The sequence below is a fragment of the Klebsiella sp. X1-16S-Nf21 genome (assembly GCF_002837615.1).
Classification (GTDB): domain Bacteria; phylum Pseudomonadota; class Gammaproteobacteria; order Enterobacterales; family Enterobacteriaceae; genus Klebsiella; species Klebsiella variicola.
Genome location: NZ_PJDK01000055.1, coordinates 15,772 through 36,453, shown reverse-complemented (window position 1 = coordinate 36,453; position 20,682 = coordinate 15,772). Strand labels below are relative to the sequence as shown.

21 protein-coding genes are annotated in these 20,682 nt (G+C 57.7%); 9 read left to right on the top strand and 12 right to left on the bottom strand.

The window, feature by feature from the left end:
- A partial coding sequence (locus CW267_RS21565) for an MFS transporter (protein WP_133124750.1) occupies positions 1–459 on the bottom strand: 459 nt, incomplete at its 3' end.
- A 175-nt stretch (positions 460–634) separates the two neighbouring features.
- On the opposite strand from CW267_RS21565, the gene CW267_RS21560 reads away from it, so the two are divergent.
- On the top strand, positions 635–1,516 hold the full coding sequence (locus CW267_RS21560; protein WP_100781349.1) for a LysR family transcriptional regulator: 882 nt from the start codon (positions 635–637) through the stop codon (positions 1,514–1,516).
- 9 nt (positions 1,517–1,525) lie between these two features.
- Here the strand turns inward: CW267_RS21560 and CW267_RS21555 are convergent, their stop codons facing one another.
- Positions 1,526–2,578 (bottom strand): SDR family oxidoreductase, encoded by a 1,053-nt coding sequence (locus CW267_RS21555; protein WP_032735312.1) that lies wholly within the window; start codon positions 2,576–2,578, stop codon positions 1,526–1,528.
- A 97-nt stretch (positions 2,579–2,675) separates the two neighbouring features.
- Between CW267_RS21555 and CW267_RS21550 the strand changes: the two genes are divergently transcribed.
- Positions 2,676–3,563 (top strand): LysR family transcriptional regulator, encoded by an 888-nt coding sequence (locus tag CW267_RS21550; RefSeq protein ID WP_050887687.1) that lies wholly within the window; start codon positions 2,676–2,678, stop codon positions 3,561–3,563.
- Between the two features lie 105 nt (positions 3,564–3,668).
- A complete protein-coding gene (locus CW267_RS21545) occupies positions 3,669–3,980 on the top strand; it encodes a hypothetical protein (RefSeq protein ID WP_012968478.1) in 312 nt (103 codons plus the stop codon).
- Between the two features lie 121 nt (positions 3,981–4,101).
- Here the strand turns inward: CW267_RS21545 and CW267_RS21540 are convergent, their stop codons facing one another.
- On the bottom strand, positions 4,102–4,584 hold the full coding sequence (locus CW267_RS21540; RefSeq protein WP_012968477.1) for a glutathione peroxidase: 483 nt from the start codon (positions 4,582–4,584) through the stop codon (positions 4,102–4,104).
- A gap of 158 nt (positions 4,585–4,742) precedes the next feature.
- Between CW267_RS21540 and CW267_RS21535 the strand changes: the two genes are divergently transcribed.
- On the top strand, positions 4,743–5,306 hold the full coding sequence (locus CW267_RS21535) for a hypothetical protein (protein WP_008807634.1): 564 nt from the start codon (positions 4,743–4,745) through the stop codon (positions 5,304–5,306).
- 45 nt (positions 5,307–5,351) lie between these two features.
- On the opposite strand, the gene CW267_RS21530 is transcribed toward CW267_RS21535, so the two are convergent.
- Positions 5,352–6,635 carry a YeaH/YhbH family protein gene (locus CW267_RS21530; protein WP_100781350.1) on the bottom strand — a complete coding sequence of 428 codons (1,284 nt, stop codon included), beginning with the start codon at positions 6,633–6,635 and terminating at the stop codon, positions 5,352–5,354.
- Positions 6,636–6,720: 85 nt separating this feature from the next.
- Positions 6,721–8,655: a protein kinase YeaG gene (gene yeaG / locus CW267_RS21525; RefSeq protein ID WP_008807632.1), complete on the bottom strand. Its 1,935-nt coding sequence runs from the start codon at positions 8,653–8,655 to the stop codon at positions 6,721–6,723.
- A gap of 416 nt (positions 8,656–9,071) precedes the next feature.
- On the opposite strand from yeaG, the gene CW267_RS21520 reads away from it, so the two are divergent.
- Positions 9,072–9,818: a MipA/OmpV family protein gene (locus CW267_RS21520; RefSeq protein ID WP_008807631.1), complete on the top strand. Its 747-nt coding sequence runs from the start codon at positions 9,072–9,074 to the stop codon at positions 9,816–9,818.
- A 94-nt stretch (positions 9,819–9,912) separates the two neighbouring features.
- A complete protein-coding gene (locus CW267_RS21515) occupies positions 9,913–10,764 on the top strand; it encodes an aldo/keto reductase (RefSeq protein ID WP_369815303.1) in 852 nt (283 codons plus the stop codon).
- 55 nt (positions 10,765–10,819) lie between these two features.
- Here CW267_RS21515 and CW267_RS21510 read toward each other — a convergent pair whose 3' ends face one another.
- Together CW267_RS21510 and gapA are read right to left on the bottom strand one after the other, a co-directional pair.
- Complete coding sequence (locus CW267_RS21510; protein ID WP_008807629.1) at positions 10,820–11,704, bottom strand: D-hexose-6-phosphate mutarotase; 885 nt, start codon at positions 11,702–11,704, stop codon at positions 10,820–10,822.
- Positions 11,705–11,778: 74 nt separating this feature from the next.
- Positions 11,779–12,774 (bottom strand): glyceraldehyde-3-phosphate dehydrogenase, encoded by a 996-nt coding sequence (gapA, locus tag CW267_RS21505; protein ID WP_008807628.1) that lies wholly within the window; start codon positions 12,772–12,774, stop codon positions 11,779–11,781.
- A 337-nt stretch (positions 12,775–13,111) separates the two neighbouring features.
- Here gapA and msrB point away from each other — a divergent pair, with 337 nt between their 5' ends.
- Together msrB and CW267_RS21495 are read left to right on the top strand one after the other, a co-directional pair.
- Positions 13,112–13,525 carry a peptide-methionine (R)-S-oxide reductase MsrB gene (gene msrB, locus CW267_RS21500; RefSeq protein ID WP_008807627.1) on the top strand — a complete coding sequence of 138 codons (414 nt, stop codon included), beginning with the start codon at positions 13,112–13,114 and terminating at the stop codon, positions 13,523–13,525.
- Positions 13,526–13,568: 43 nt separating this feature from the next.
- Complete coding sequence (locus CW267_RS21495; RefSeq protein ID WP_004203787.1) at positions 13,569–13,847, top strand: YeaC family protein; 279 nt, start codon at positions 13,569–13,571, stop codon at positions 13,845–13,847.
- Between the two features lie 96 nt (positions 13,848–13,943).
- Here the strand turns inward: CW267_RS21495 and yajD are convergent, their stop codons facing one another.
- The 5 genes from yajD to sppA all read right to left on the bottom strand — a co-directional run bounded on the left by yajD (position 13,944) and on the right by sppA (position 19,523).
- Entirely contained in the window at positions 13,944–14,288 is a 345-nt protein-coding gene (gene yajD / locus CW267_RS21490) for an HNH nuclease YajD (RefSeq protein ID WP_002901254.1), read from the bottom strand.
- Positions 14,289–14,435: 147 nt separating this feature from the next.
- Positions 14,436–15,689: a glycoside hydrolase family 18 protein gene (locus CW267_RS21485; protein ID WP_012968474.1), complete on the bottom strand. Its 1,254-nt coding sequence runs from the start codon at positions 15,687–15,689 to the stop codon at positions 14,436–14,438.
- A gap of 171 nt (positions 15,690–15,860) precedes the next feature.
- Positions 15,861–16,502, bottom strand: coding sequence for a bifunctional nicotinamidase/pyrazinamidase (gene pncA / locus CW267_RS21480; RefSeq protein ID WP_008807625.1), 642 nt, complete (start codon positions 16,500–16,502; stop codon positions 15,861–15,863).
- A 9-nt stretch (positions 16,503–16,511) separates the two neighbouring features.
- Positions 16,512–17,531 carry an asparaginase gene (gene ansA, locus CW267_RS21475; RefSeq protein WP_008807624.1) on the bottom strand — a complete coding sequence of 340 codons (1,020 nt, stop codon included), beginning with the start codon at positions 17,529–17,531 and terminating at the stop codon, positions 16,512–16,514.
- A 138-nt stretch (positions 17,532–17,669) separates the two neighbouring features.
- Complete coding sequence (gene sppA, locus CW267_RS21470; RefSeq protein ID WP_046622221.1) at positions 17,670–19,523, bottom strand: signal peptide peptidase SppA; 1,854 nt, start codon at positions 19,521–19,523, stop codon at positions 17,670–17,672.
- Positions 19,524–19,688: 165 nt separating this feature from the next.
- On the opposite strand from sppA, the gene CW267_RS21465 reads away from it, so the two are divergent.
- Positions 19,689–20,240, top strand: a complete 552-nt coding sequence (locus CW267_RS21465) for an NAD(P)H nitroreductase (RefSeq protein WP_008807622.1) — start codon at positions 19,689–19,691, stop codon at positions 20,238–20,240.
- The last annotated feature ends 442 nt before the right edge of the window (positions 20,241–20,682 follow it).

Sequence of the window (20,682 nt, the reverse complement as noted above, 5' to 3'; positions counted from 1 at the left end):
TGCCGCCGACACGCCGCCAAAAATGATTGCCGTAGCCAGCCCCAGCCGGTGTGGCGGGACCAGCTGCGCGGCGACGATGCCAATTAAGGCCCAGAAGGCGCCATGCGCCAGGGCGCCAATCATGCGGGCGCTCATCAGGGCGAACATGGAATAAGACCGGGTCGCGGCGAGGCAGGAAAGCGCCAGGGTCAGCATCAGCCCGACCAGCAGCGCCTTGCGTGAAATACGCGCCGGCATCGCGCCGGAAAGCAGGGCCGCCAGGGCGCCCACCCAGCCGTAGGCGGTGACGGCAAGCCCCATACCGGATTCCGTCTGGTGAAAATCCGCCGCCAGGGCGCTGAGCATGCCCACCGGCGCCAGTTCGCTGGTGACGATCGAAAAGGCGCAGATCCCGAGCGCAATGACGGCTATCCAGACGCGCGCCGGGGTTGGGTTAAGGGGTAAAGCAATCTCTTTCATGTCAGGCGTATCCTAAGAAGAGGGAAGTCGCGCATGGTGCACGGACGTTCAGGTGAGGAGAGAACCGGCGATCGGATGGCCAGTTTGTCTCCGCGAGTGGCGTGCAGTATCATCCCTGCGAAAACGATAAAAAAGAGCAGAAAACGGAGAACCGTTTTCCATAATTGGAAAGTAGATGACAGCAGAGTTTAACTGGGATGATGCGCGCATCTTCCTCGCCATCGCCCGGGCGGGAACGCTAAGCGGCGCCGCCGACAAGATGAACATGGGGATTGCCACGGTGTCCCGCAGGCTGGATCGGCTGGAACAGTCGCTGAAAGTCCCGCTTTTTAGCCGCCATCAGAGCGGCTATCGCCTGACCGACGATGGCGAAGCCCTGCTCGTGCGGGCGGAGGCGCTGGAATACGCAGGCCTGGCGTTCGGCGAGGCGGCGCAACTGCAGGGGCATGTCGCCGGAGTTGTCCGCCTGGCTACCTCGGATAACCTGGCCACGCACTTTATTCTGCCCTCCCTGAAAGGGCTCCTGGACCACTATCCTGACCTGCGGGTGGAGGTGCTGAGCGGCGTGCAGCCGGTGAACCTGCACCGTCGGGATGCCGATCTGGCGATCCGCATGGTCAAGCCTGACGCCGGGCATTTGACCTTAAAGCGGCTGGGGACGGTGGGGTTTGGCGTCTATGGCGCCGCCAGCTATCTGGCCGGTGCGGACGGCCTGTCGCTGAGCGAGGCGGACTTTGTGGGGTGGCCGGAGACTCACCAGCACCTGCCGGCCGCCCAATGGATCACGCGCACCCTGCGAGGGCGACCGTGTAAAGTCGAAGCCAATACGCTCGTGGCCCAGGTTTCCGCGGTATCAGCGGGGCTTGGGCTGGGCGTCCTGCCGCACTTTATGGCGCGGGCCAACGGGCTGCAGTGCCTGCAGCCGGAGATCGGCGCGGATCAGACGTTATGGTTAGTGATGCATTCCGACCTGGCCGGGTCCAGACGCGTGCGGGTTATCGCCGACCATCTCATTACCCTCTTTGCGGACCATCAAGACCGGCTGGCGTTGCCCTGACGCTAACGCTCAGGGGATCACCCGCGCCGTTCTCAGCTGCGAAAACAGGCTGAAAAACATCTCGTCTGTGGCCTGCATCCGCTGGAAGCCAGCCCGGCGCAGTTTACTGCCATCGCCAAACATATCGTACTGCCAGCCGAACACGAAATCGGCAAACTGACCGTCGCTCAGACGCAGAATGTCCGCTTCCACCAGCCGCTCTCCGGCCAGCTCGCGCCAGACGGCACGGTAGTCATTGAATAGCTGATGAAATGAGAGCCTGACGGGCGGGGCGCATTCCAGTTCAAACCACTGCGCGATGCGCGGCCACAGCTCGCACCAGCGCCAGATATCACCATTATTGACGTTGAAGGCCTCGTTTTCCCCCGCCGGTGAGGTGGCGGCCCACAGCGTGGCCTCCGCCAGCAGGTCGGCGTCAGTATGATCGACAATGCTGTGCCAGGTGGTTAACGTGCCGGGAAAGCGCAGCGGTAAGCCCAGGGCTTTGCACAGTGACGCATACAGCGCGATGCTCAACGCAAGATTCATGGCGTTACCCGGCACCGGGCTGCCCACCACGCCGGGCCTGATAGCGCTCCAGTGCCAGGGTTTGTCTTGTTGAAAGTGGCGGAGCCACGCAAGTTGAGCGACGTTAAATTCAGCCCCGGGTACGCCGGGGTCGCTTTCCCGCGCCGGGGTTTTAAAGGGGCCAAGATGGGCGCCATACACTTTATACCCCTGCATCAGGCTGACCGCCTGCAGCGGGGCGTTTTGTTCGACGTGGCTGACCAGATTACGCAGCATGCTAACGTTCGGCTCCACCATCTCGCTCCAGTTTCCGGCATTCATCCAGGCACTGTAAAAAATGTGGGTCACGGTGGACAGCGGCTGGAGAGCTTGCGCACTGTGCCGGGCATCGCGTAAATCGACGTGAATCATCGGGATCGCCCCCGGTTGCGACAGGGCGCGGTGGCTGAGGCCGATAACCTCCCATCCACGATGTAACAGGGTGTTGACCAGCTGGCGACCAACGATGCCGCTGCTGCCAGCGACCAGTGCGACCTGAGAGGATGTCTTGTTCATGGTGTTTCTCCTGGGAAGGTGACCGACACAGTGTGCTAGATTATTTTTTTGCCACCTATCCCATGAAACGGATGACACTTATCAGCAGAATCATGAAATGAATAATAAGCTCACCGCCATCGCCACCTTTCTGCGCGTTGCCGAAGCCGGCTCATTTTCCGCAGCCGCCCGGCAGCTCGGGATGAAGCAATCTGCCGTCAGTCAGCAGATCGCCGCGCTCGAACAGGAGCTTGGCGTGGTGTTACTCCATCGTACGACGCGGGCTATGATGCTTACCGAGCAGGGAGAGCATTACCGGCGTGATATGCAGCGGGTGCTGAACGCCATGCAGGAGGCGGAAAGGCGGCTCAACCCGGCGGAGCCTCAGTTTCAGGGACGAGTGCATGTCCAGCTGCCAAGCGGTCTCGGCAGTCTTCTGCTGCCGCATCTGCTGGCGCTGCAGAAACAGTATCCTGAACTGCACCTGATGCTGTCGCTCGACGATCGGATCGCCGATCTGGTTACCGAAGGGGTGGATGTGGCGCTGCGTCTCGGCCATGAGCCGCCGCCATCCCATGCTGCGCGGGTTCTGGCGCGGATTGAAACGGCGCTCTTTGCGGCACCAGGTCATTACGCCGTCCAGTCCGTGGACGACCTGGCGGCTTGTCCACACGTTCGGTTTAGCGGCCTCCCGCTTGATGCTCCGCTGCGGATAATTTCCGCAGACGAGACGAGAGACGTGCAGGTTAAGACCGTTTTTCGGGCCAACACCAGCGATGCGCTGTTGCAGGCGCTGGAATCCGGTATCGGCATCGGAGGGATGCAGCGACCGCTGGCGGCCAGGGCCCTCAGGGCTGGAAGGCTGGTGCCGATCCTGGCTGACTGGCGATTACCGGACCGTTTCCTGTATGCCGTCTATCCCGATGCCCGTTTTATTCCGCCGCGGGTCAGAAGCGTGATCGCCTTGATTGAGGCGCGACTGCCTGAGCTCGCTGTGGGGAGCTGAGGGTAAGGCGCTCCCCCATTCAGAACCGTGCGCGGTATCGTGCCGCTCCCCAACAGGTGGTTTCTGATGTTAAGGTGAGACGTTTATCACCACAGGAGAACGCAAATGATTGTCAGGACCTGGCACGGCTGTGTGCCATTGCAACATGCCGAGGGGTTTGCCCGCCACCTTGAGCAGACCGGCGTGGATCACGCCCGGGGTATCCCCGGCAACAGAGGCGCGCTGGTGCGCCAGGAAAACCAGGGCGAATGGGCGCATTTTTTTCTCGCCACCTACTGGCAGGATCTTGCGGCGGTCAAAGCCTTCGCAGGCGAAGACTATCACGTCGCGGTCACTTATCCGGACGACGACGCATTCGAACTCCTCTCCGACCCCTACGTGTTTCAGCATGAAGTTGAGGCCGTGTCGCCACTGTAGGCTGATGACCGGGCAGGTGGAAGATCGGCCAGCAACAGACGGTTGCTGGCCGCGTGAGAGCGACGTCTACCTTGTATGGGCAGCCAGCCGCCGCTGGGTGAACGTGGCATGACGGGAACACTCAGCGCGTGAGGGCCGCGACAATGGAGGCCTCCATTTTCTCCGGCGTCGTCAACGGCGCAAAACGCGCGAGGGGTGTGCCGTCGCGAGCGATGAGGAACTTGGTGAAATTCCACTTGATCCGTCCGCCGAGCACGCCGGGCAACGCTTGTTTCAGATAACGAAACAGCGGGTGTGCGGCGGGGCCGTTGACGTCCACTTTCTCAAACATCGGGAAGCTCACGCCGTAGTTAACGTGACAGGTCTGCTCGATTTCATCCGCACCGCCGGGTTCCTGCTTACCAAACTGGTTGCACGGGAAACCAAGCACTACCAGCCCCTGAGCCGCGTACTTTTTGTAGAGCGCTTCCAGGCCAGCGTATTGCGGTGTGAAGCCACAATGGCTGGCCGTATTCACCACCAGAACCACCTTGCCAGCATAGTCAGACATTGAGAGGGGCTGGCCGCGCAGGCGGGTAGCCGTCAATTGATAAAAAGGGGTCATAGCAGGCTCCTGAGAGTAGAAACAGTTCAACGCTGACGATCGCGCGAATGTTTGAAGCAGATTAGGCAGTTATGATACACAGGGTTAGGGATTTGTACCTGGAGTGTTAAAAAAACGCCAGATGTCATAGAGAAAATCGCGAACAGGAACGGCTGAAAATGATGAAATATGTCTTATCGCTGGTGGTGGTAGCGATACTCGCAGGATGTACCAGCACGCCAAACTTGCCGCCTCGGGATACCATTGTGGCGATGAAACCCACAGAGTCCGGTATTGTCGCCAGCTCAGCGAAATACAGTTACCGCTTTGTCCGTGACGGTGTGCCTCAGGAATATCAGCGTTATAAGACCTTTTATGAACGCTTTCATCAACAGGCTTCCGGCGTGCGGGTTAACTTTGTCGTGGAACAACATGAGGTGACGGCGGAATATCTGGTGGTGATGGATCAGCGCAAACTGGATGCCGGGCAGCATAGCGAGCTGGTGAATCAGTATCATGCGGTGCAAATTGATAACGATCGCCTCGGGGTGTTGTTTAAAGCGACAGGATTTTGGACTGCATCGGACGCGTCAGATCTGGCCGCCGCCTACCAGTTAGCGCACCCCGTTGTGGTATCAATCAATGATAAGACCAAAACGATTAGCTCGCTTGGCGCCGTCGCCATGGCCCCGTTGTTTCCATTTTACATGATGTATGGATGTGCCATCGGGCCTTGTGTCTGAGGAAAACAGCCAGCAAGTCACTCGACTCACTGGCTGAGTATTTAATTAAGCTTCAGTTTTAGATGACTGCTTGTGAAACAGTTCGCGGAATACCGGGTAGATATCTTCCTGGTCGCGGATATGCTGCATGGCGAAATTATCAAAGGTCGCCTGCAGATGTTCATACTCGCGCCACAGGGTTTGATGCGCCCGGCGGGTAATTTCGATGTAGCTGTAATAACGCACCACCGGCAGGATTTTCTTCGCCAGCAGTTCGTGGCACAGCGGGGAGTCATCGGCCCAGTTGTCGCCATCCGACGCCTGGGCGGCGTAGATGTTCCACTGCGCCGGGTCATAACGGGCCTGCACCACTTCATCCATCAGCTTCAGGGCGCTGGAGACGATGGTGCCGCCGGTTTCCTGAGAATAGAAGAATTCGTGTTCATCCACCTCTTTTGCCTGGGTATGGTGGCGGATATAGACCACATCGACGTTTTTATAGGTCCGGCTGAGGAACAGATACAGCAGGATATAAAAGCGCTTGGCCATGTCTTTGGTGGCCTGGTCCATCGAGCCTGAGACGTCCATCAGGCAGAACATCACTGCCTGGCTGGAGGGCTCCGGCCGTTTTTCATAATTTTTGTAGCGCAAGTCAAAGGTGTCGATAAACGGCACCCGTTCAATTTTGGCGCGCAGCTCAGCAATCTCTTTGCGCAGGCGTTCCTCCTCCAGCAGCTGCACCGGTTCGCTGCGGCTGATGGTCTCCAGATCCTCCTCCAGGGCGCGCAGTTCACGGCGCTTGCCAGCGGTCATCGCCGTACGCCGGGCCAGCGAGTTCTGCAGCGAACGCACCACGCTGATGTTGGCTGGCACCCCATTCGAGGTAAAGCCCGCGCGATGGGTTTTAAACTCGTTCAACTGCCGGTGCTGATTCTTCTTCAGGTTCGGCAGGGCGAGATCTTCAAATAACAGATCCAGGTACTCATCTTTCGAAATCTGGAAGACAAACTCATCCTTCCCTTCGCCGTCGGCGCTGGCTTGCCCCTGACCGCCGCCACCGCCGCCGCCACCTCCCTGCGGTCGCTCAATCCGGTCGTTTTGCACAAAATGATCGTTGCCCGGGTGGACGCGGTTGCGCAGGCCGCCGCGCCCCTGATGAAACATCGGCTCGTTGATATCGTCCGTCGGGATCGAGACGGATTCTCCGCTCTCAATATCGGTGACCGAGCGCTTGTTGATAGCCTCGGAAATCGACTGTTTAATCTGCGCCTTATAACGGCGCAAAAAGCGCTGGCGATTGACGGCGCTTTTGTTTTTCCCGTTCAGGCGTCGGTCTATGAACCAGGTCATATGCCCTCCTGTACTGCATTAGCCAACTTTGCTTATCATCATTCAGCTGCAGTTGACCCGGCGGCGTGCCGCCGGGCTTGACGCATCAGGACGATTTACGAACCCGCAGGTACCACTCGCAGAGCAGGCGAACCTGTTTGCGGGTGTAGCCTTTTTCCATCATGCGGTCGACAAAGTCGTCGTGTTTTTTCTGCTCATCGGTTGATGTTTTGGCATTAAACGAAATGACCGGCAACAGCTCCTCGGTATTAGAGAACATTTTCTTCTCGATAACCGTGCGCAGTTTCTCGTAGCTGGTCCAGTTCGGATTACGTCCGCTGTTGTTGGCTCTGGCGCGCAGCACAAAGTTGACGATTTCGTTACGGAAGTCTTTCGGGTTGCTGATCCCGGCCGGCTTCTCAATTTTCTCCAGCTCAGCATTCAACGACTCACGGTCAAACAGCTGACCGGTATCCGGATCGCGATACTCCTGATCCTGGATCCAGAAGTCGGCGTAGGTGACATAGCGATCGAAAATGTTCTGCCCGTACTCGGAGTAGGATTCCAGATAAGCGGTCTGGATCTCTTTGCCGATAAACTCGGCGTATTTCGGGATCAGATAGCCTTTGAGGAATTCCAGGTAGCGCTCGGCGTTCTCCTGTGGGAACTGTTCGCGCTCAATCTGCTGCTCCAGGACATAGAACAGATGCACCGGGTTGGCGGCCACCTCGACATGGTCGAAGTTAAACACCCGTGACAGGATCTTAAAGGCAAAGCGGGTGGAGAGCCCGTTCATCCCTTCATCCACCCCGGCGTAATCGCGATACTCCTGATAGGATTTCGCTTTCGGGTCGGTATCTTTCAGGCTTTCGCCATCATAGACCCGCATTTTCGAGTAGATGCTTGAGTTTTCCGGCTCTTTCAGGCGCGACAGAATCGAGAAGCGCGCCAACGTTTCCAGGGTGCCCGGGGCGCACGGCGCGTGGGTCAGCTCGCTGCTGTTGAGCAATTTTTCATAGATGCGGATCTCTTCGGAGATACGCAGGCAATAAGGCACCTTGACGATATAGACGCGGTCGAGGAAGGCCTCATTGTTCTTGTTATTACGGAAGGTCACCCATTCCGATTCGTTGGAGTGGGCGAGGATTATCCCGTTAAACGGCAGGGCAGAGATCCCTTCGGTCCCGTTGTAGTTCCCTTCCTGGGTGGCGGTCAGCAGCGGATGTAGCACCTTAATCGGCGCTTTAAACATCTCGACGAATTCCATAATCCCCTGGTTGGCACGGCACAACGCACCGGAGTAGCCATAAGCGTCCGGGTCGTTTTGCGCATAGTGTTCCAGTTTACGGATATCCACTTTACCCACCAGCGCCGAAATATCCTGGTTGTTTTCATCACCGGGTTCGGTTTTGGCGATGGCGACCTGCTCAAGAATCGATGGCCAGACTTTGACCACGCGGAATTTAGTAATATCGCCGCCAAACTCGTGCAGGCGCTTGGCCGCCCACGGCGACATGATGGTGCCGAGGTAGCGGGTGGGCACGCCATACTCTTTCTGAAGGATCTGGGCATCCTCCTGCGGATTAAACAGGCACAGCGGGTGATCGTTGACCGGGCTACGCTCGCCGTTGGCGCTCAGCACATAGATGGGCACACGCTGCATCAACGCTTTCAGCCGTTCAGCCAGCGACGATTTACCACCGCCCACCGGCCCCAGCAGATAGAGGATCTGTTTCTTCTCTTCCAGCCCCTGGGCGGCATGCTTGAGATAGGAAACGATCTGCTCAATGGCGTCTTCCATACCGTAAAACTCTTCAAAGGCCGGATAGCGTGCGATGACCCGGTTTGAAAAGAGACGGGATAGCCGCGGCTCGAGAGCCGTATCAACCATGACGGGTTCACCAATGGCCATCAACAGACGTTCTGCCGCATTGGCATAGGCACTGCGATCTTGCCGGCAGATGGTAAGAAACTCCTGCAGTGTGAACTCTTCGTCCTTGGCAGCTTCATAGCGCTGGCGATAGTGATCGAATATATTCATGGCATGCCGTCCTTTCGTTTTTTAGCACAGGTTGAGAGCCGTTCATATGAGTAGTGGGGGCCCCCGGAAGACATAAGCTGAACGTCGCTCTCCAGATATCCAGCAACCCTTATGCCAGGTTGCGGGTGGAGTAGCGTGAATGTGCCCTGCAATTACACCTTCTAAATTTAAGCGTAGATGCATTTAGAAATCTTGCATGCCGCAGAAAATCAATTTCAATGACATATCAATAACTCATCCTGAAAATGACGCTTTTTGACACGCCAGGACGCGAAGCTGTCACCGGGCTGTCACCTCATGGTAAGAGAAGGGTGGGAAAGTGAACGATTTGTGTCATGTCGGGTAAAGAATTTGAGGCATGAGGTCTACGACGGTAAACTGCACGGGCTGATAATTTGACAACGGGAATATGGATTGTGACTAAAATCAAACTTCTGGCACTCGGCGTGCTGATTGCGACGTCCGCCAGCGCGGCGCATGCCGACGGGAAGTTCACTCTTGGGGCTGGCGTAGGCATCGTCGAACATCCGTATAAGCAATATGATGCGGATGTCTACCCGGTGCCGGTCATTAGTTATGAGAGCGATAACTTCTGGTTCCACGGTCTGGGCGGGGGCTACTACCTGTGGAACGACACCAACGATAAGCTGTCAATAACGGCCTACTGGTCGCCGATGTACTTCAAGCCGGGCGACAGCGACAGCGCGCAAATGCGTCAACTGGATAAACGTAAATCGACCGTGATGGCCGGTCTGTCTTATGTCCACAACACGCCCTATGGTTTCCTGCGCACGACGATTGCAGGCGATACGCTGGATAACAGTAATGGTATCAACTGGGATCTCGCCTGGCTGTACCGCTACACCAATGGTAACCTGACGCTGACGCCGGGCATTGGCGTGGAGTGGAACAGCGACAATCAGAACGAATACTACTATGGTGTCTCGCAGCATGAGTCCCGTCGCAGCGGCATGCGCAGCTACGATCCGGACAGCAGCTGGAACCCGTATCTGGAGCTGTCGGCTAACTATCGCTTCCTCGGCGACTGGAGCGTATACGGCATTGCACGCTATACCCGTCTGTCGGATGAAATTACCGACAGCCCGATGGTGGACAAATCCTGGAGCGGCCTGATCTCAACCGGGATTACCTACACCTTCTGATTGTGCATCATTACAGTGCGCTTTATGCATCAAAACAGGGCTTCACGCCCTGTTTTGCTTTATGGTGGTGCAGAAAGCTAAAGAGGAGGAGACGGTGAAAAAAACAGTACGCTTTGGCGAGCAGGCGGCGGTTCCGGCCATCGGGCTGGGCACCTGGTATATGGGCGAAAACAGCGCCCAGCGTCCGCAGGAAGTGGCTGCACTGCGCGCGGGCATCGACCACGGACTGACGGTGATCGATACGGCGGAAATGTATGCCGACGGTGGGGCGGAAGAGGTCGTCGGGCAGGCGATCCGCGGCCTGCGCGATCGCGTGGTGCTGGTGTCCAAAGTCTATCCCTGGCACGCCGGCGGAACGGCGATGCGCCGCGCCTGTGAAAACAGCCTGCGCCGGCTGCAGACCGACTATCTCGATATGTATCTCCTGCACTGGCGCGGGGATATCCCGCTGCAGGAGACGGTCGAGGCGATGGAGAGGCTGGTGGCCGAGGGCAAGATCCGCCGCTGGGGCGTCTCTAATCTGGACACCGACGATATGCAGGCGCTGTGGCGGACGGCGGGTGGCGAACGCTGCGCGACCAACCAGGTGCTCTATCATCTCGCATCGCGGGGCATTGAATACGATCTCCTGCCCTGGTGCCAGCAGCACACTCTGCCGGTGATGGCCTACTGCCCGCTGGCGCAGGCGGGGCGCTTACGCGATGGACTTTTTCAGCATACCGATATCATTAATATGGCTAACGCGCGGGGGGTGACAGTCGCGCAGCTGCTGCTCGCCTGGGTGATTCGTCATCCGGGAGTGCTGGCGATCCCGAAAGCGGCCAGTATTGAGCATGTGGTGCAGAATGCTGCCGCGCTCGATATCGTCCTCAGTGCGGAAGAGCTCGCGCAGCTGGATCGCCTCTATCCACCACCGCAGCGAAAAAACCGGCTGGATATGGTTTAATCAGCACCTCAGCCAGCGGAGAAAAAAGCCCCGTCGGGAACGGGGCTTTTTGCTGTTAGCGTTTTTTCAGGCTGATGGTCTGCGCCAGGCGAGAGGGGGTCTCTTCGCTGGCTTTCTGCGGCTGGGTCACGCAACAGGTTTCGACGCAAACGAAGGTTTTGTAACCATCGTCCGGCATGTCGCCCATGCTGACGGACAGCGCCGGGCCCGGGTTCCAGGCCACCACGTTGTGCTGATGATGATGCACGACGTCGATAGTGCGGTTAAGCGCATCGTCATGGATCACGCTGCAGCTGTCAGCGTTAAGGTAGACGCGGTCGGTGCGGTCCGGGAAGGTCTGCACGCCGTTGCTCAGGACGCCTTCTTCGGCATTCTTCACTTTATCGATATAGCGCTCGCCAAGACCACTCACTTTCACCGCCGCGATATCGCCGACGTTGAAGTAGGTATGCAGGGCAGAGGTGGTCTCGAATTCACCGTGGGCTTCCAGCTCGATTTCACAGGTCTTGCCCAGCTTAAAGCGGGCATAGAGGGTGAATTCGTGCGGCCAGAGCTTCATGGTTTCGGCGCTGTGCTGGAGCGCAAAGGTCAACATGACGCCGCTGTCGTCTTCGTCATGACCTTCCAGGGTCCATGGCAGATTGCGGGCAAAGCCGTGCGACGGCAGACCCTGCTGCGCGGAAGGGCCAAACCAGGGCCAGCAAATCGGCACGCCGCCGCGCAGGGCGACGCCCTGTTTAAATGGGGTGTTGTTGCTCAGCCACAAGACTTCTTCTTCACCGGCGGGTTTCCAGGAGAGCAGGTGCGCTCCCTGCAGCGCCACAGAGGCTTTCACCTGCGGATGGTCGATGACAATCAGCTCCAGGTCGTCCAGCTGGCGACGGGAGATCACGGGAGAAATGGTTTCATTCACCGGGAGAGCAAAAATTTTATTTATCATTGTGCAATCCTATCTCTGCAGACAAAAAAAAGAGCGACCGAAGTCGCTCTTACAGATTACTTTTTCATCTCAACTTATTTGGAGATGTGAGCAATCAGGTCCAGAACTTTGTTGGAGTAGCCAGTTTCGTTGTCGTACCAGGAAACCAGTTTCACGAAGTTGTCGTTCAGTGCGATACCTGCTTTAGCATCGAACACGGAAGTGCAAACTTCGCCGTTGAAGTCGGTAGAAACAACGTCGTCTTCGGTGTAACCCAGAACGCCTTTCATTGCGCCTTCAGAAGCGGCTTTGATGGCTTTCTTGATTTCTTCGTAGGACGCTGCTTTTTCCAGACGAACGGTCAGGTCAACAACGGATACGTTCGGAGTCGGAACGCGGAACGCCATACCGGTCAGTTTGCCGTTCAGTTCTGGCAGTACTTTACCTACTGCTTTAGCAGCACCGGTAGAGGACGGGATGATGTTCTGAGCTGCGCCGCGGCCGCCGCGCCAGTCTTTGTGAGACGGGCCATCAACGGTTTTCTGAGTCGCGGTGGTCGCGTGGACGGTGGTCATCAGGCCTTCAACGATACCGAAGTTGTCGTTGATAACTTTAGCCAGCGGTGCCAGGCAGTTGGTGGTGCAGGAAGCGTTGGAAACGATGTCCTGGCCAGCGTAAGTTTCGAAGTTAGCGCCGCGAACGAACATCGGGGTGTTGTCTTTGGACGGGCCAGTCAGAACGACTTTTTTCGCGCCAGCGGTGATGTGTTTACGAGCGGTTTCGTCGGTCAGGAAGATACCGGTTGCTTCAGCAACAACGTCAACACCAACTTCGTCCCACTTCAGGTTAGCCGGGTCACGTTCAGCGGTAACACGGATTTTTTTACCGTTAACGACCAGATGACCGTCTTTCACTTCAACGGTACCGTCGAAACGACCGTGAGTGGAGTCATACTTCAGCATGTAAGCCATGTACTCTGCGTCTAACAGGTCGTTGATTGCAACGATCTCGATGTCAGAACGTTTCTGAGCAGCACGGAAAACAATGCGACCGATACGGCCAAAACCGTTGATACCTACTTTGATAGTCATATATTCCACCAGCTATTTGTTAGTGAATAAAAGGTTGCCTGTAAAATTACAAAAACCTTACGCAGCGTCAAGCGGAATCGTGTCAATCATTGCGACAAATCAATCCTGAGCACACCTTGCGCGATTGATTTGCCTCACTCTCCCTTTGAGCCCAATTCCATATGGGGGCTGCGCGCGGAATTTTAAAGGGCATTTAAGATAAAAACGTGATTTAAGTCACAATTATCTGGCTGCCTGTTGGCACCGCATAAGTTTAGAACAAAAGTGCACGCTTCATTGTTAATGTTTTGTTAGAATTGGAGCGAAAGTTGTCCATTGCAAAGCGAGATGTAAGCCCATGGCGAATAAACCCTCCCCGGAAGAGCTGAAAAACGGCTTAAGCGAAATGCAGTTTTACGTGACGCAGCATCACGGCACCGAACCGCCTTTCACCGGACGGCTGCTGCACAACAAGAAAAATGGCGTGTATCACTGCCTGGTGTGCGATGCGCCGCTGTTTAACTCCCAAACCAAATACGACTCCGGTTGCGGCTGGCCGAGCTTCTATGAGCCGGTGAGCGATGAGGCCATTCGCTATCTGACCGACAATTCGCACGGCATGCAGCGCATTGAAATCCGTTGTGGAAATTGTGACGCCCATCTCGGCCACGTGTTTCCGGATGGCCCACAGCCGACCGGCGAGCGCTATTGTGTGAATTCGGCGTCGCTGAGCTTCACTGATGAGCAGAATGGCGAGCAGATTAAGGGTTGAAGAAACGATTCAGCAAATTATTCCAAGCGGAGTGGAGCGGAAGATGGATATTGAGCAAATTATCGACAGTATGACGCCGGAAGTTTACCAGCGTCTGGCGACGGCGGTGGAGCTGGGAAAATGGCCGGATGGCGTGGCGCTGACGCCGGAGCAAAAGGAAAATAGCCTGCAGCTGGTGATGCTGTGGCAGGCCCGGTATAACACCGACGCCCAGCACATGACCATCGACACCCGCGGGCAGATGGTGATGAAGAGTAAACAGCAGCTGAAGGAAGATTTCGGCATCGTGCCAAAGCCGATCGCCACCGTTAAGCTGCAATAAAGCGCCAGCCGGCGGCGCGTGGTTCCGGCGTCGGGGTCACCCCGGGCCGGACAGCATCAGCGTGAACGACCGCGCGCAGCGGCCAGATCGGCATGCTTACTTTTTGTTCATCATCGCTTTCAGATCGGCAAACGGGTTGTAGGTGGCCTCACCGACGCTCTTTTGCGCATCTTCGCCCGCCACCACCGTGGAGCCATACTGATCGGCTTCGGTGTACTTGGAATGTTCGTGATCGTGACAATACAGGCACAACATCTCCCAGTTACTCCCATCTTCCGGGTTATTGGAGTGGTCGTGATCGATGTGGTGCACCGTCAGCTCGCGCAGATTGGAGTAGACAAACTCCCGTGAGCAGCGTCCGCACACCCAGGGAAAAAGCTTGAGCGCCTTTTCGCGGTAACCCACTTCCAGACGCGCGTAATTTTTGGGGATATAGGCCATGGCCCCCTGCCTCCTGTCAAACGGTTAAGCTGCGCCAGCGCGTGGCGCAGCGGATAACAGGCATCATAACCTATCCCGGGCTGCGCGATATACCTGCATTGCAGGCGATGTTGTCTGCGTCACGCAGCCCGAGGGGGAGGGTCGCGACTAGTGTTTGATCCCCAGCGATTCCGCCAGCTGACGGGCCAGCTGATTCTGGTCATCGGCGCCATATTCCCAGAACATGGCCCCAGCGAGGCCCTTCGCCTTAATATAGTCCGCCTTAATGGCCACCGATCGCGGGTTCTCATACGACAGGGCGAACAGCGGCTTGCCCTCCGCGGACTGCACTGACAGCCACGGAACCTTCGCTTCATCGTCCCAGTGCTCGGTAAAACGTTTTTGCGGATCGTTGAGCAGTTTGCCCACGATATCGTTGTATTTTACGTAGGTGTCTTTGCTCAGGTCATAACCCAGCGAGGCAAACAGCGCGACCTCCTGTGGCCCAAAATAGGGCTGGGTGACCGGATTGTTTTGCGCATCCGCTTTCGTCCAGTCAATCCCCGGTTCAACTGCCCGTTTCGGTACCCGGCCATAAAAACCAATCCCGAGGTTCATCTGGCTGGGTTTAAGCCCGGCGGCCAGGTAATTGTTGACCACAAAATCGGCGCTGTATTTATCCGCCGCGGCGACCGTTGGCCAGTGGCTGGAGTCATACAGGTTCGAGTTGAAGTACTGCGTGCCGTAGGCCATGTCGTAGGTCATCAGGTTGATGTAGTCGAGCGATGGCGCAATCGCTTTAACGTCCACCCAACTTTTCGGGCTTTCTGCGTTAGCCCCCACGGCAATAGTCACCAGTTTCCTGGTACCAAACGCTGCGCGCAGCTCTTTTAACAGCGCGGTAAAGTTATCGCGATCGGCCGGTTGGCTGGCAACCAGCCCCCAGGCGCCGTTGACCGGAAACTCCCAGTCGAGGTCAATCCCATCCAGACCATATTTTTCAACAATTTCCTGCGCAGACTGAATAAACACCTTACGGGTTTCTTTGCTTGCCGCCGCGCCGGAGAAACCGCGCGCCCCCCAGCCGCCGACAGACAGCAGGACCTTGAGGTCCGGGTTCTGTTTACGCAGGGCCGGGAGCTTTTGCAGATCCGCCTGCACCTTCGGCGACAGCCAGATCTCGTGCAGATGAGCAGGATCCTTCAGGGCCGCATTAGTCTCGTCTTTTTCATCGTTATAGATAAGACCAAACGAGTAGTTGAGATGGGTGATCTGCCGGACGTCCAGCTTATCGATATCGCCGCCGGGCCCGGCAGTGACGTCGCCGCCGCCGTTAAAATAGCCGACGGACATCAGGGGTTGGGCAGAGAGCGCGGAAGCACAAAGCAAGGGCAAGGCTGCCAGCAAGGGCAAACGTTTCATAGTGGTTCCTCTTTGACATAAAAAAATAACCACGCCACGGAAATGGCGTGGCGAAAAAACAGCCTTGCCAGACTACCAGCAATAACCTGTTGAAACTGCGAGAGAGTTCAATTTATGGACGATAGCGAGGCGGCAGAAGAAGACCCGGCGCGAGGGCGCCGGGGGGAGGGATCAGGCCTGAGATTCCCGCCAGTCATCGAGGGTATACAGCGTGGCGCCCGCGGCGGCCATCTCCATAAACGCCTGGCTGCTGTCCTGCGGCTGCAGGTTAACGCCGCGACAGCCGTCGATGATGACATTGACCGTATAGCCCAGCGCGAGGGCATCCAGCACGGTGAATTTGACGCAGTAATCGGTGGCGAGGCCGAGCACGGTCAGTTCCACGATGCCCTGGCCGCGCAGCCAGCCGTCCAGTTCAGTTTTCTGCCGGTGACCGTTGTCAAAAAAAGCGCTGTAGCTGTCAATGACCCGGTTTTGCCCCTTATGGAACACGGCGTTGATCGCCTGCTGTTTGAGCAGCGGATGCAGCGCCGCGCCTTCGCTGTGCTGCACGCAGTGATCCGGCCAGAAGGTCTGCGCCAGGCCGTCGAGTTCGCCCAGGGTGTAGGGTGCCACCTGGTGCTGGCTGGCGAAGCTGCCATGATCCGCCGGGTGCCAGTCCTGGCTGGCGACGATGGGCTCGCCGCGCGCCAGGCTCCAGTCGATAAGCGCATTAGCCACCTCGACGGTACTGTCGCCTTCAGGAACCGCCAGCGCGCCGCCGGCGCAAAAGTCGTTCTGCAAATCAACCAGTAACAGCGCTCGATGTGCCATACGTCCTCCTTAAGCCTCGTCGGGGGTGAGTTCGCCACGCAGATTTTGCTGCATCGCCGCGCGAATGGCGTCAACATCCAGCTGCTGGCTAAGCAGATAGTGTAGCTTGGTCAGCGTCGCTTCCACCGTCATATCGAAACCACTGATGACCCCCGCCTGGGCGAGGGCGTTGCCGGTGGCATAGCCGCCCATGTTCACTTTCCCGGACATGCACTGCGTCAGATTGACCACCACAATACCGCGCTGGCTGGCTTCCGCCAGCACCTGAATAAACTCGCCATTCTGTGGGGCATTGCCGACGCCATAGGAGCGGAGGATCAGCGCTTTCACCGGCTGGCGCAGGAAATTGCGTACCACGTCGGCGGAGATGCCGGGGTAAATCGTCACCACGCCAATCGGCTGCGGGGTGATGGGGTGCACGATAAGCTCTCCGCGGCCCTGCGGCGCCGGCGGGGTACCGAGGCGGCGGATATGGATCCCGGCTTCCAGCAGCGGCGCGAGGTTTGGCGAGGCGAAAGCGTCGAAGCCGTCGGCGTGGGCTTTAGTGGTGCGGTTGCCGCGAAACAGTCGATTGTTGAAGAACAGCGCTACTTCGTTAATCGGATAGTTGGCGGCAACGTAGAGAGCGTTGAGCAGGTTAATCTGACCATCAGAACGCAGCTCGGCCAGTGGGATTTGTGACCCTGTCACAATGACCGGCTTGCCAAGGTTTTCCAGCATGAACGACAGCGCCGAAGCGGTAAACGCCATGGTGTCGGTACCATGGAGGATCACAAAGCCATCATACTCATCGTAATGGCTGCGGATATCGTCGGCGATGTGCTGCCAGTCCTCGGGGGTCATATCGGATGAATCCATCAGCGGATGGTATTCATGGATCGTGAAGTCCGGCATCTCCGGACGATGGAATTCAGGCATCAGCGCCAGCTGACGCTGCAGATGGCCGGAAACGGGTACATAGCCGTGTTCAGAGCGCTGCATACCGATGGTCCCACCGGTGTAGGCAACGTAAATCGATTTTTTTTGCATAGCATCGCTTAGGTTGGTCGTAGACAGGCGCAGTATAAAGAGACGCGGGAAAAAATACAGTGTTGGCCGCTGGCTTTGTGGCGGCGCTGGCAGGTGCGGGAAAAAGGCTGCCCCGGGAGACGGGGCAGCCGCTGCGTACTAACGGATGTTGGCGCAGGTCAGGCAAAAGGCATAGCGGTTCTGCGGGTCGTTAAACGCCGCCAGCTTGTCGCTCTCCGCTTTCACCGTCTCGGCCGCCGCGGCGACTGGTGCAGGCAGCCAGGCCTGAATGGCCGCCGGCAGCGAGGCGCGTACCGAGCCGGTCAGGCTATCCAGCACCATCGAGAAGAAGGTCGGCTCTTCCTGATAGTAGTTGAGGTGCCAGGTTTTCAGCTTGGCCAGCTCGGCGGCTTTAGCCACCGCATCGTCGAAGTCGCCGAGGCTGTCGACCAGGCCGTTGGCTTTGGCATCTTCCCCGGTCCAGACGTGTCCCTGGGCAATCTGGTCGATTTTCTCCGGCGTGCTCTTACGGGCGTTAGCCACCAGGGTGATAAAGCGCTGATAGCCATTCTCAATGCTCAACTGCATCAGCTGCTGCACTTCCGGCGGCAGCGCTTTGGTGCTGGAGACATCCGCCAGCGGCGACGTGGCGACGCCGTCGGTATGGACGCCAATCGACCCGAGGGTATTTTCCACGGTGTTGATTACGCCAAAGATGCCGATGGAGCCGGTGAGGGTGCTCGGGTTCGCGACGATGTAATCCGCTGGGGTGGAGATCCAGTAGCCGCCAGATGCAGCCATGCCGCCCATCGAGACCACTACCGGTTTACCGGCGGCTTTGGCTGCCGCCAGCTCTTCACGGATAATTTCTGAGGCGGTCACGCTACCGCCCGGGCTGTTAACGCGCAGAACGATGGCCTTAATTTTCGGGTCGAGGCGCGCATCGCGAATTTGCGCAGCCGTGGTATCGCCACCAACGTTGCCCGGGGTCTCCTCGCCATCCATGATGGCGCCGTTGGCAAAGATCACCGCAATGGCGGAACCTTCGTCAGACGGTGTCTTCACGTTGTAGTCGTAATAGCTGATCGCCCGGTAATTGTTATCCGTTTTGCTCCAGCCAAACTGTTTGCTCAGCGCCTTTTCCACTTCCGTGGAGGTCGCCAGCTCATCCACCAGCTTATTGTCCAGCGCATATTTTGCCGTATCGCCGCCCACTTTACGCAGGCCATCGATAATGCCCTGGGCGCCCGGGAATAGCTGCTGGGCGGTGATCTGGCGGTTGGCGGCAATGGTGTTGAGGTAGTTCTGCCACAGTTCGCCAATCCAGCGGCTGTCCGCCTCGCGGGCGGCAGGGGACATATCATCGCGAATGAAAGGCTCGACGGCGGATTTATAGGTGCCGACGCGGAAGACATGGGTGGAGACCTTCAGCTTATCCAGCAGTGATTTGTAGTACAGCCCATTGGTGGCGAAGCCGTGCAGGTCAACCTCGCCCTGTGGTGAGAGCCAGATTTTGTTGGCAAAGCTCGCCAGGTAGTACTGGCCCTGGCTGTAGCTGCTGCCGACGGCATAGACCGGTTTGCCGCTGTCGCGGAACTCACGCAGCGCTTTACCGATGTACTGCATGGACGGCTGATCGCCGCCAACGAAGTTTTTCAGATCCAGCACAATACCGGTGATATTGCGGTCATCTTTCGCCTGGCGAATGGTCTGCACGATATCGAACAGAGAGTTCTCCTGCAGACGGTCCGAGCTGGCGCCAAACAGCTGGCGGCCAATTACGCCGAGCTTGCTGCTGGCGGAAGGTTTATCCACCACCACGCCGGTAATATCCAGCAACAGCGCGCCGCGCGCGGCATGTTCGCTGGTAGTGGTGCTGAACTGGCTCCAGATACCGATACACACCAGCACCAGCACCAGGAAGATCGCATTCAGAGCCAGTTTGCGAATAAAGTTTAGTATCCGCCACGTCCATTTAAAAAAGCTGGCAATCAGTCGCCAAAGGGTTCGCATGTCTTCTCCCTAACGTTATCTAAAAAGGGCAGGCCGCAGGGGCCGCCGCGTCTGGCTATCCTAAAGAGTGAGCCGTCGGTTGTCAGCAGGAATCACCGACCACGCTGTAACAAAATCCTTGTGCATGTTAATTTTATGAAAAATGACATCACAGGAGTTATACAGATGGATGCTCTCGATCTACTGCTTAATCGCCGGAGCGCTTCTCGCCTGGCGGAACCTGCCCCGGCTGGCGAACAGCTGGAAAACATTCTGCGCGCCGGGCTGCGCGCCCCGGATCATGGCACCCTGCAGCCGTGGCGCTTTTTTATTATCGCCGATGACGGCCGCGAGCGCTTCAGCCAGCTGCTGGAAAAAGGGGCCACAGAGGCCGGCCAGGATGAGAAGGGAATAGAGAAAGCCCGCAATGCGCCGTTCCGCGCGCCGCTGATCATTACCGTAGTCGCGCGCTGTGAAGACCACCCGAAGGTGCCGCGCTGGGAGCAGGAGATGTCCGCTGGCTGTGCGGTGATGGCGATGCAGATGGCGGCCCTGGCCCAGGGATTCAATGGCATCTGGCGCAGCGGAGCATTGACCGAGAGCCCGGTGGTGCGGGCCGGCTTCGCGTGCCGCGAGCAGGATAAAATTGTCGGCTTCCTCTATCTGGGGACGCCGCAGCTAAAAGCCTCAACCACCATTGCCCTGCCGGATACCGCGCCGTTTGTGACGCGCTTCTGAGTCGGTGCTTGTGATGCCGGGTGGCGGCTGGCGCCTTACCCGGCCAACGCATCCGGCTCTGACTGTCTGTAGGCCCGCGCAAGCGCAGCGCCGCCGGGCAAGGACAGCGGGCACGGAGCCGATTTTGTGCCGGGTGGCGGCTCGCGCCTGACCCGGCCTACGTTCGTACGACCTGTCGTTAATTTATTCACTTTTCTTGCTGAAACTGCCGGTGCTGACGGCCTCAAAATCGCTGAGACGTTCCCGGCAGGCCGGGGCAGCCCGCATGGATGCGGGCTGAGGGCCGTGTTTTGCAGGGACGCTGCCTCGGCCCGACCCGAAGCCTGCAGGGATAAGTCGAAGGGACCGCGCAGCGGCGATTTTGCTGGCCGGAGCCCGGGGGTACAGTGGCCGCCCCCTGTGCGCTCCCGGCGCCATGAGTGACATAACGCAGACGATTAAC

Coding starts and splice junctions, on each gene's coding strand:
- msrB (WP_008807627.1), top strand. CDS start 13,112: ATGGCGAATAAACCCTCCCCGGAAGAGCTGAAAAACGGCTTAAGCGAA.
- CW267_RS21535 (WP_008807634.1), top strand. CDS start 4,743: ATGATGAAATATGTCTTATCGCTGGTGGTGGTAGCGATACTCGCAGGA.
- CW267_RS21510 (WP_008807629.1), bottom strand. CDS start 11,704: ATGATAAATAAAATTTTTGCTCTCCCGGTGAATGAAACCATTTCTCCC.
- pncA (WP_008807625.1), bottom strand. CDS start 16,502: ATGGCACATCGAGCGCTGTTACTGGTTGATTTGCAGAACGACTTTTGC.
- sppA (WP_046622221.1), bottom strand. CDS start 19,523: ATGCGAACCCTTTGGCGACTGATTGCCAGCTTTTTTAAATGGACGTGG.
- CW267_RS21560 (WP_100781349.1), top strand. CDS start 635: ATGACAGCAGAGTTTAACTGGGATGATGCGCGCATCTTCCTCGCCATC.
- yeaG (WP_008807632.1), bottom strand. CDS start 8,655: ATGAATATATTCGATCACTATCGCCAGCGCTATGAAGCTGCCAAGGAC.
- ansA (WP_008807624.1), bottom strand. CDS start 17,531: ATGCAAAAAAAATCGATTTACGTTGCCTACACCGGTGGGACCATCGGT.
- CW267_RS21540 (WP_012968477.1), bottom strand. CDS start 4,584: ATGACCCCTTTTTATCAATTGACGGCTACCCGCCTGCGCGGCCAGCCC.
- CW267_RS21530 (WP_100781350.1), bottom strand. CDS start 6,635: ATGACCTGGTTCATAGACCGACGCCTGAACGGGAAAAACAAAAGCGCC.
- CW267_RS21550 (WP_050887687.1), top strand. CDS start 2,676: ATGAATAATAAGCTCACCGCCATCGCCACCTTTCTGCGCGTTGCCGAA.
- CW267_RS21545 (WP_012968478.1), top strand. CDS start 3,669: ATGATTGTCAGGACCTGGCACGGCTGTGTGCCATTGCAACATGCCGAG.
- yajD (WP_002901254.1), bottom strand. CDS start 14,288: ATGGCCTATATCCCCAAAAATTACGCGCGTCTGGAAGTGGGTTACCGC.
- CW267_RS21485 (WP_012968474.1), bottom strand. CDS start 15,689: ATGAAACGTTTGCCCTTGCTGGCAGCCTTGCCCTTGCTTTGTGCTTCC.
- CW267_RS21495 (WP_004203787.1), top strand. CDS start 13,569: ATGGATATTGAGCAAATTATCGACAGTATGACGCCGGAAGTTTACCAG.
- gapA (WP_008807628.1), bottom strand. CDS start 12,774: ATGACTATCAAAGTAGGTATCAACGGTTTTGGCCGTATCGGTCGCATT.
- CW267_RS21555 (WP_032735312.1), bottom strand. CDS start 2,578: ATGAACAAGACATCCTCTCAGGTCGCACTGGTCGCTGGCAGCAGCGGC.
- CW267_RS21465 (WP_008807622.1), top strand. CDS start 19,689: ATGGATGCTCTCGATCTACTGCTTAATCGCCGGAGCGCTTCTCGCCTG.